General features: G+C 31.5%; 8 protein-coding genes. 7 read left to right on the top strand and 1 reads right to left on the bottom strand.

The window, feature by feature from the left end; translation table 11 throughout:
- The 7 genes from PVK62_RS15390 to PVK62_RS15360 all read left to right on the top strand — a co-directional run.
- Positions 1-287: diguanylate cyclase (locus PVK62_RS15390; protein ID WP_274444832.1), on the top strand; the 287-nt coding region annotated here is incomplete at its 5' end.
- 38 nt (positions 288-325) lie between these two features.
- Complete coding sequence (locus PVK62_RS15385; RefSeq protein WP_274444831.1) at positions 326-1,618, top strand: diguanylate cyclase domain-containing protein; 1,293 nt, start codon at positions 326-328, stop codon at positions 1,616-1,618.
- Between the two features lie 73 nt (positions 1,619-1,691).
- Positions 1,692-3,044: a diguanylate cyclase domain-containing protein gene (locus tag PVK62_RS15380; RefSeq protein ID WP_274444830.1), complete on the top strand. Its 1,353-nt coding sequence runs from the start codon at positions 1,692-1,694 to the stop codon at positions 3,042-3,044.
- Positions 3,044-4,357 carry a glycosyltransferase family 2 protein gene (locus PVK62_RS15375; RefSeq protein WP_274444829.1) on the top strand — a complete coding sequence of 438 codons (1,314 nt, stop codon included), beginning with the start codon at positions 3,044-3,046 and terminating at the stop codon, positions 4,355-4,357. The genes PVK62_RS15380 and PVK62_RS15375 overlap by 1 nt, the downstream gene beginning before the upstream one ends.
- Positions 4,358-4,362: 5 nt before the next feature.
- Positions 4,363-5,406, top strand: coding sequence for an HlyD family secretion protein (locus PVK62_RS15370; protein ID WP_274444828.1), 1,044 nt, complete (start codon positions 4,363-4,365; stop codon positions 5,404-5,406).
- A gap of 146 nt (positions 5,407-5,552) precedes the next feature.
- Entirely contained in the window at positions 5,553-5,798 is a 246-nt protein-coding gene (locus tag PVK62_RS15365; RefSeq protein ID WP_274444826.1) for a hypothetical protein, read from the top strand.
- Between the two features lie 71 nt (positions 5,799-5,869).
- Entirely contained in the window at positions 5,870-7,498 is a 1,629-nt protein-coding gene (locus tag PVK62_RS15360) for a methyl-accepting chemotaxis protein (protein WP_274444825.1), read from the top strand.
- A 47-nt stretch (positions 7,499-7,545) separates the two neighbouring features.
- On the opposite strand, the gene gltS is transcribed toward PVK62_RS15360, so the two are convergent.
- On the bottom strand, positions 7,546-8,769 hold the full coding sequence (gene gltS, locus PVK62_RS15355) for a sodium/glutamate symporter (protein ID WP_274444824.1): 1,224 nt from the start codon (positions 8,767-8,769) through the stop codon (positions 7,546-7,548).
- Between the last annotated feature and the right edge of the window lie 185 nt (positions 8,770-8,954).

The raw sequence follows: 8,954 nt of genomic DNA, 5'->3' as shown, positions 1-8,954 counted from the left end.
TTGGTGATAATTGTTTAAATAGATTTGTTGGATATTTAAGGAACGAATTAAGGGAAGAAGACTTAATAATTCGATATGGTGGTGATGAGTTTTTAGTATTTACTAAATGCAATGATATTAATGTGTTTAATGCTAGATTGAATTTAATTAGAAATAAAGTAGAGCGTTTATTTAAATTAGATAATATTACGTTATCTTTTTCTTTTGGTATTGATGTTTTAGCTAAAGGCATTGAAAATGCGATTAATTATGCAGATGAGAGAATGTATTTAGATAAAAATAGATGAGTTAATAAAATTATAATATGCTAACTAAGATGAATAAAATGGCTTTAATTAGCTTGTGTGTATGTTATGTTTTTATTGGAATTGTTATTTTTAATGTAAGCAATGAATCTGCAAGAACAATAAATAAAAATAACATGGTCCATCTTTTAGGTAAATATGAAAGTGAAGTTCTAATTAAAATCAATGAATATCTTACTCTATCGAAGGTATTTAAATATTTAATTTTTACGAAAAATTCTTTTATAACTGAGGATGAATTTAATTTAATATCTGGAAACCTTATACATAATAACAAGGCTATAAAAAGTTTACAGCTCGCACCTAATGGTTTTGTTAAATTTGCATATCCTAAAAAGGGTAATGAAAATGTATATATTGATTTATTTACAGATAAAAAAAGAAAACAGGATGCTTTTTATGCAAGAGACAACAAGGTAAGTATGATGTCAGAACCACTTGTTCTTTTTCAAGGTGGGTTGGGACTAATAATGAGAACTCCAGTATTTGTTGGGAATGAATTTAAAGATTTTTGGGGCTTTAGTATTGTGGTATTAAATATTGAAAGCTTCATAAAAACATTATCCTTAAATGAATTATCAGCTGATGGATACAATTATAAATTAAGCTTTATAGAGAAAAGTACTAATAAAGTTAAAATGATTAGTGAGACGTCAAATAAGGTATTATCACACACTGTGGAACATAAGTTTTCGGTATTGAATCAGTGCTGGGTTCTTTCCGTGAGCTCTAAAGATAACTGGCTTAATCCAATTGAGTACAAATATAAAGTGTATATTTTAGTTTTTTTTATTGTTTCGTCGTTTGTTATTTCTTATATGTTCATGAGTTTATTAGAAAAAAAGAAAGAAATGTATAAGCTTTCGTATGTCGATTCACTTACTGGACTTTATAATCGACGTTCTTTTGATGAGAAATTTAGCTCATTATTTAAAACGTCGATATTGTTTTTTTCTGATCTTGATGGTTTTAAAAAAGTTAATGATATTTATGGCCATGAAGTCGGAGACCGATTACTGGTCGAAATATCTAGAAGAATTAAGTTTATTGTTGGCAAGCGAGGCTATGTTTTTAGGTTGGGTGGTGATGAGTTTTCAATTGTGTTAAGAAATACTTTAAAACTAGAACTAGATAGTTTTAAAATGGAAATTATTAATACAATATCTGAGCCTATAACTATTGATGATGTTTCTTTAAATATAGGAATTAGCATTGGTCACAGCCTCTATCCTGATGACGGGGTAGATAAAGAGAATCTCATTAGAGTTGCTGATAAAAGAATGTATAAAATAAAATTTAATAATTCTAAGTAAAGCATTTTTTAATATAGAGAAATTCATTACCTAATGGTTTTCTTTTTAACTTAAAATTTTAATGGTGACAATTATGAATATGCAACCTGGAAGTTTTATTCCTGTCTATGTTATTGGTAAATCTAAATTTATATATGGTAGTGATATTAATATTATTCATATCACAAATGTAGATGAACTATTTCTACATGAACCAGCTATTTGTATATTATCTTTACCTTCAGAAGAACAAGATAGAGCATTAGAATATCTTCATTCTAAGCTAGCACTATGGAACTGGCGTATTTATGTTTTAAAAGTAAGCATATTAAGCCCACATTTATCTGATGGTTTATGGACTCCAACAAACGTAACAGAACAATGGAATTTACATCGTTCAAAACTAGAGTTAATAAAAGAAGAACCAATCGACAAATTGTTAGCCTGGCTTTGGTTAGGAAATGAGCGATGCTTAAAACCGCTTTGTGATACTACAAAAAATGAGTTGTATCATTACCCATTAATATCTTCGTATTTAGGTTATAAAAGTACGTTTATTAACTATCTTCAATTAGAAGTGAAGCGAGGAAATTTAAAGAAAGAATATACAGTTGATAGAATTAGGCTGTGTCCAAGTTGCCATAGTGGTCATCAGAATTATATTGAAACCTGTCCTTCTTGTAAAAGTGTAGATATTGAAGAGTCTATTTCATTACATTGCTTTACTTGCGGCCATGTAGGTAAGCAAGATAAGTTTACGCAACGTGGTAAGTTAGAGTGCCCAACTTGCTTAACTCAATTGAGACACATTGGCGTCGATTATGACCGACCATTAGAAAATTATAAGTGTTTAGATTGCGACTATACGTTTTCTGAGTCTGCCGCTAGAGTCAGATGTTTATCATGTTCAGACAGTAATGAAATAGATGACTTAATTACTCGTCACATTAATACCTACAAAGCTGATGAACAAGTTAAAAACGTAATGATGTATGGTCAAAATTCATTTAGTCAAGAATTGTCATTAAAAGGTCTTATCGGTGGGGAATCATTTGATAATTTATTAGTTTGGGTTAATAAATTAGCGATTAGACATAAGCATAATCATATATTGTTAGGTATTAAGTTATCTGGAATTGAAGCTTATTCAAATCAATTTGGAGAGGCTAAATTAGCCCAATTAATTGATCAGATATCTAATGATTTGAATGGAATTTTGCGTGATACCGATATCTGTTGTCAGTATCGTTCTGACATGATTTTACTACTTATGCCAATGACACCCATTGAGTCGCTATCCGTTTTACAGAAAAAAGTAGAAATCATCGCTGATAAAATTGAGTCTGAATTAGTTGTTTTAAATGTGCATATTTGGTCCTTGCCTGAACCATCATTAAATGATGATGCCTCTTTATGGTTAGTTGATCAACTTGGCGCTATCGAATAATGAACGAGTTTGAATACGTTTTTTATTCTATGATTGGGATGCTGAAGCAAGATATTGAGCTCATCTTTATATTTTTCCCAATTATGATTTTTATTGAATTACCATTATTTCTGCTGGTATCAACGGGTGTTTTTCGTTGGTCATGGAACTTAAGCAATGCAGAGCCAGAAACATATCCTACGATTAGTTTTATTATTACTTGTTATGGAGAAGGTGATGCTATTGCTCAGACTATTGATACTTTAGTTGAACAGGTATATCCGAATTTTATTGAGATATTAGTCGTTGTTGATGGAGCCAAACAAAACGAAGATACTTATAAAGCGGCATTAAATGGGGCTAAAAGGCATCAGTTTTGCGAGATGAGAAGAGTAAAAGTAGTCGCTAAATGGCAACGCGGAGGTCGAGTATCAACATTAAATGCAGGCTTATCAGAAGCAAGGAATGACCTAATTATCAATGTTGATGGCGATACCTCCTTCGATAATAATATGGCTTGGGAGATGGCGAAACAATTTTCTGATCCAAACGTTCTTGCTTCTGGCGGGGCACTTCGAGTTCGCAATTGGGATACTAACTTTTTAACCCGTATGCAGTCACTTGAGTATATGATGTCAATGCAAGCAGGTAAAACAGGAATGAGTAACTGGGGGGTATTAAATAATATCTCTGGGGCATTTGGTGCTTTTCGCGTAAATGTGATTAAACAAGTTGGGGGGTGGGATACTCATACCGCTGAAGATCTTGATCTTACTATGCGATTAAAGCAATACAAAGGACGTCACCCAAACAGTCGATTAGCATTTTCTCCTCATTCGGTTGGGCATACAGATGCCCCTGATACATTAAAAATATTGATCATGCAGAGATTACGATGGGATGGCGATTTACTTTTTCTATTTTTGCGAAAACATAAGAGTGGACTAACCCCAAAGTTATTGGGTTGGGGTAATTTCATATATACATTAGTGTATGGGGTAATTCAAAACGTGATACTACCACTTTTGATGGTTTTATTTACTTTGCATATTTTATTTAATTATCCAGTAACCGTGATTTTAGCAATGTTACTTTTTATATATCTAATATATATGGTTTTTATACTTCTTACGTTTTCGATTTATATTGGTTTGGTATCAGAAAGAGCAAGGGAAGATGTCAAATTATTAATTTGGTTACCAATTTATCCATTATATGCATTTTTTATGAGATTAATAACTGCATTTTCAATGGTTAATGAAGTGACGAGAAGAAGTCATGAAGAATCAAGTATGGCTCCATGGTGGGTACTTAAACGTGGGAAACGGTTTTAGACATTATGAAAGTTAAGTTTCACTTAGAAAAAAATAAACAGCCAACAACTGAGAATGGCATGAAAGTCGTTTATGGTAACGCTAAAAGAGGAGGTTATCGCATACGTTGGTATTCAATTTTAGCCTTAGTATTAAGTCCATTATTTGTGATGTTATATTTGTTTTTCCAAGAGTATATATTAACGATTGCACCTGGGATTATTACCAGTAATCCAGTTGTTTTAACCGCACCTCAAGATGGATTAGTCGTTGATATTAATGCTAAAGAGGGAGGGGGTATTTTTGAAAATGAAAATATTTTATCTTTAGAAGATAAAATATTAAATGAAGATATTTCATTTTTAAGGCGTGAGCTAAAAAAATTAGGCGATAACAAAAATACAATTAAAGATGACTTTGGTCCATATTTATTAGCGGTTAATAATGCAAGGTTGAATTTAATTAAAATAACCAAGTTAAAAGAAAAGTATGATGGGTACATAAGAGAAGGTAAGGTATCACAAGTTGATTATGCCGCCATTATTGGTATGCACAGTAATGCTCAAAATTTAATGACTAATGCTGATATTGATTTACGTCAAGCTAAAATAAATGAACATCAACTTAATCTTGCTGGTGGAATAGCTCAAGTTATCCGAGGGTTAAATCAAGAATTAGTAACGAAATTAAGTCAATATAATGCTCTTAATATTAGATCACCATTAGATGGTACTATTTTAGATATACATGCAGTTGTTGGTCAAAGAGTAACAAAAGGTGATGATTTGGTTACTGTGTCATCGAAATTAGAACCGTTTGTTATTGTATATTTAGAACCAAAATATATAAGTAAAGCAATAGAAGGAGCTTCTGTAACGGTAACTCTGCCGAATAGAGAACGTTTGAAAGGCTATGTATATATTACAATTGAAACGACATCTAAATTACCAGCTCAGTTAGCAAAACCTTTTGAAGGAGCTAAGGCCTTGCTTAAGGTGAAGGTGATGTTTAATGATAAATTAGAGAAAGAATCATGGGTGGAAGGAATGCCTGTTAATGTTTTATTTTAATTTATAATTAAAAATATATAAAGACACTAAATTATTGAGTGTCATTAATCATGTAATTAAATGTAACTAACTATAATTAGAGTGTTCTCATATGTCTCGTTATTATTTATTTTATTAAATAACAGTGATTTAGGAGTGATTTCTCGATGAAGATAGACTATGTTTTTTTAATTAATAAAATTTCTGATGCGTGTGAAATATTAAAGTTTGCAATGGAAAAAGATCCTCTTTTGTTGGTTAATAATAAAGAGGCAGTATTGAAGTTAATTGACTTAAATTGTTGGCTTATCAATGAATTATCAAAGCCAATATATAATAATGATCACTATAAAGAAGTTATGTCAAAGTGTATTAATCTTAATGTCATACTTAATGAGTTAGGAAATGATTAGATTTCATTATTGATGGTTTATTTGTTTGGAATAGATTAAGCAGTATAATAATTATTATTGAAGGTTATAAAATGAAGAATTTTTCATTAAAAAATAAAATTTTATTTTTAGTGGCATTTAATGCAATGGGGTTGTTTGTATCATTAAATATTATATATATGAATTATGTTGAAAATGATAAAACAGAGCAGTTTTTATTTAGACAAGTGATCGAGTCATCAGAAATATTTGATAGCTTTGAAAAAAAATTAATTTCCTTAAGAAGATCAGATCTTGCATTGATTTCTATCCGTTTTGAAGATAAAGATGATTTGAATGAAAGAAATATTTTGATATCAGATATTAATTCTCTTTTAAATTCATACAGTACATTTGATTTAGATGTTATAAAGAATGAAAAAGCACAATTAAATTCGTTAGGTAATGAAATTAATGAATATGTTAAATATGTTGATGCTATTAAAAATGGAAGAATATTAGAGCCTAGAACTAAACTGGTTAATGATAGTTTAGTAGTTTATAGTAAAATTAATAATAATATACGTGATCTTTCAGGGAAAATAGATACTTTTCTTGAAGAGTATAGACAAATATCAAAACAAGAACGATTAAATACTTTGTACTTTGCTATATTTATTATTGTATCTATAACATTGGTTTCAGTAGTTAGTGGACTACTTATCTCAAAAGATTTGAATCGCCGTATAGCATTGATAAATGCTTCTTTAAATACTTTCATATCATTGGATCTTCGAGATGGCGAAGTATGTACATTTATTGAAAGCAATGATTTTGTGAATGATGAAATCGGCAGTATCATGAAATCAATTCGTTCTTTTAGATTGAAAATTGTTAATGTAATCAATGCAGTAAAAGAAAGTATTGATATTAGTAATGATGCATTTAACTTAATGAATCAGCAATCAAAAGAAAATGAAAAAGCAATAACTCAGCAACTTAATTCTGTTGATATGCTAGCAACTGCAATTAATGAAATGCAAAGCGCATCAAATGAAATTGCAAGTAATATCAATAATTCTGCTAATTTTACTACTGATGCAACCAAAGAATGTAATCAGACTAAGCAAATTGTTTTAAATACATCTGAAGTGATTGCTTTAGCTTCTACTGAAATTGATGATTGTAATGTTTTAATTTCTGAGTTACGTAATGATAGTAACAAGATAACCAGTGTTCTAGATATGATCAGTAATATTGCAGATCAAACGAACCTATTGGCATTAAATGCTGCTATTGAAGCGGCAAGAGCAGGAGAGCAGGGACGAGGTTTTGCTGTTGTTGCTGATGAAGTGCGTGTACTTGCTCAAAAAACACAGCATTCTACGATTGAAATTAATAGTATCATTTCTAACTTACAAACTAAGACACTTGATGTAAGTGAGAAGATGGAACAAAGTCAAAATACAATTAAAGAGTGTGTTGAGCAATCTATTGTTTCTAGAAATAATATCGAAATTGTTGATAACAACTTAAATTCTATATCTGATATGAGTCACCAAATCTCTACGGCAAGTGAAGAGCAAACTTGTGTGATTGAAGAGATTAACGGTAATGCTGTTAATGTAAGGGACATGTCTCAAGTATGTATGGACGTCTCAAATGTAATTTCAGAGCAAGTTAAAAATATGAATAAAAGCATTTCTAACTTATCTAAAAACATAGATCAATTTACAATATAAGTTCGATTAATAAGCTATAAAGTTTATACTTTATAGCTTATTTTTTATTATCCAATGAAACTAATATAAGCTTGAAGAATTATCAGGTTTGTTATATCGATAAAGAATGCGCCAACAATCGGAACAACCATAAACGCTTGTGGAGATGGACCAAAGCGAGAAACTAATGATCCCATATTCATTACTGCTGTTGGTGTTGCTCCTAGACCAAAGCCACAATGACCACCCACCATTACTGCCGCGTCATAGTTTGATCCCATCGCACGGAACGTAACGAAATATGAGAATAACGCCAGAACGATAGTTTGAACGGTTAATATAATTAAGAAAGGTATGGCTAAATCAAAGATATTCCAAAGTTTTAAGCTCATTAATGCCATGGCTAAAAATAAGGAAAGTGAAACCGTTCCTAAAATATCAACCGTTTCAGTGTCGATTTTACGTGCTTTAGTGACTTCACAGAGATTGGTAATGAATACACCGACAAATAGGGCATAAACAAAATCAGGAATTTTTAGCCAAGCAATACCAAAACTATTTACAAATTGACTTAAATACTTAGATCCAACCACACAGATAAGCAAGATAAACAGCATTTCAATGACTTTTTTCGCTGTGACTTTATCTTCTTCACGCTCATTATAAGTGACAAGCTCAGGGAAGCGGGTGTGGGTATCAACACCAATACCATACTCTGATTCTAAATTATGCTTTTGAATTAATCGTTGTGCAATTGGGCTACCAATTAAACCGCCCATGATTAAACCAAACGTAGCAGAAGCCATTGCTAACTCTAGCGTATTGATTTGGTAGTTTTCCGCAAAGGTTTGTGACCAAGCCGCTCCTGTTCCGTGTCCACCAGAGAGGGTTATTGAGCCAGCAATAAGCCCCATTAGTGGGTCTAACCCCATTGCGCTAGCAAGTCCAACACCGACCGCATTCTGGATAATGATATAGAACGAAGCAACGGCTAAGAAGAGGAATACTTTGGTGCCGCCCTTTAGTAATTGTGTGTAGTTAGCGGCAAGGCCAACCGTACTAAAAAACATTAGCATGAATGTGTTTTGTAAAGGCAGTGAAAATTCAAGACTGATGCCTTGAAAGTGTAAAACAGTAATGGCAAAAGCCACAATTAATCCACCAACGATAGGCTCAGGGATATTATATCGTTTTAAAAGACCAAACTTAGAGTTAATGAAATGGCCAAGGAATAGCACGGCAATAGCAATTAGAAAGGATTCTAATGCACCGATAGATAGAGTATTTGTCATAAAAGCTCGAAGTTAAAATTATCAAACCAATAGGTATGATGCTAATCCCAGTAAGTCTTTGATACCTTGCTAAGATGAGCATTGTCAGGAAGATCGAGATTATGCTAAGTTATTGAGAATGTCACTATAAATATTCATTGTCATAAAAAGTTCATATTATAAGTAAGGCATACCAAACACAATCT

Source organism: Aliivibrio sp. S3MY1, from assembly GCF_028765575.1.
GTDB lineage: Bacteria > Pseudomonadota > Gammaproteobacteria > Enterobacterales > Vibrionaceae > Aliivibrio.
The sequence above is the reverse complement of the archived record's forward strand: the minus strand, read 5'-3'. Positions and strand labels throughout refer to the sequence as shown.

What these genes read in the sequence shown, in the direction of transcription:
- PVK62_RS15370 (WP_274444828.1), top strand. Translation starts at nt 4,363, where the DNA reads ATGAAAGTTAAGTTTCACTTAGAAAAAAATAAACAGCCAACAACTGAG.
- PVK62_RS15380 (WP_274444830.1), top strand. Translation starts at nt 1,692, where the DNA reads ATGAATATGCAACCTGGAAGTTTTATTCCTGTCTATGTTATTGGTAAA.
- gltS (WP_274444824.1), bottom strand. Translation starts at nt 8,769, where the DNA reads ATGACAAATACTCTATCTATCGGTGCATTAGAATCCTTTCTAATTGCT.
- PVK62_RS15385 (WP_274444831.1), top strand. Translation starts at nt 326, where the DNA reads ATGGCTTTAATTAGCTTGTGTGTATGTTATGTTTTTATTGGAATTGTT.
- PVK62_RS15360 (WP_274444825.1), top strand. Translation starts at nt 5,870, where the DNA reads ATGAAGAATTTTTCATTAAAAAATAAAATTTTATTTTTAGTGGCATTT.
- PVK62_RS15375 (WP_274444829.1), top strand. Translation starts at nt 3,044, where the DNA reads ATGAACGAGTTTGAATACGTTTTTTATTCTATGATTGGGATGCTGAAG.
- PVK62_RS15365 (WP_274444826.1), top strand. Translation starts at nt 5,553, where the DNA reads ATGAAGATAGACTATGTTTTTTTAATTAATAAAATTTCTGATGCGTGT.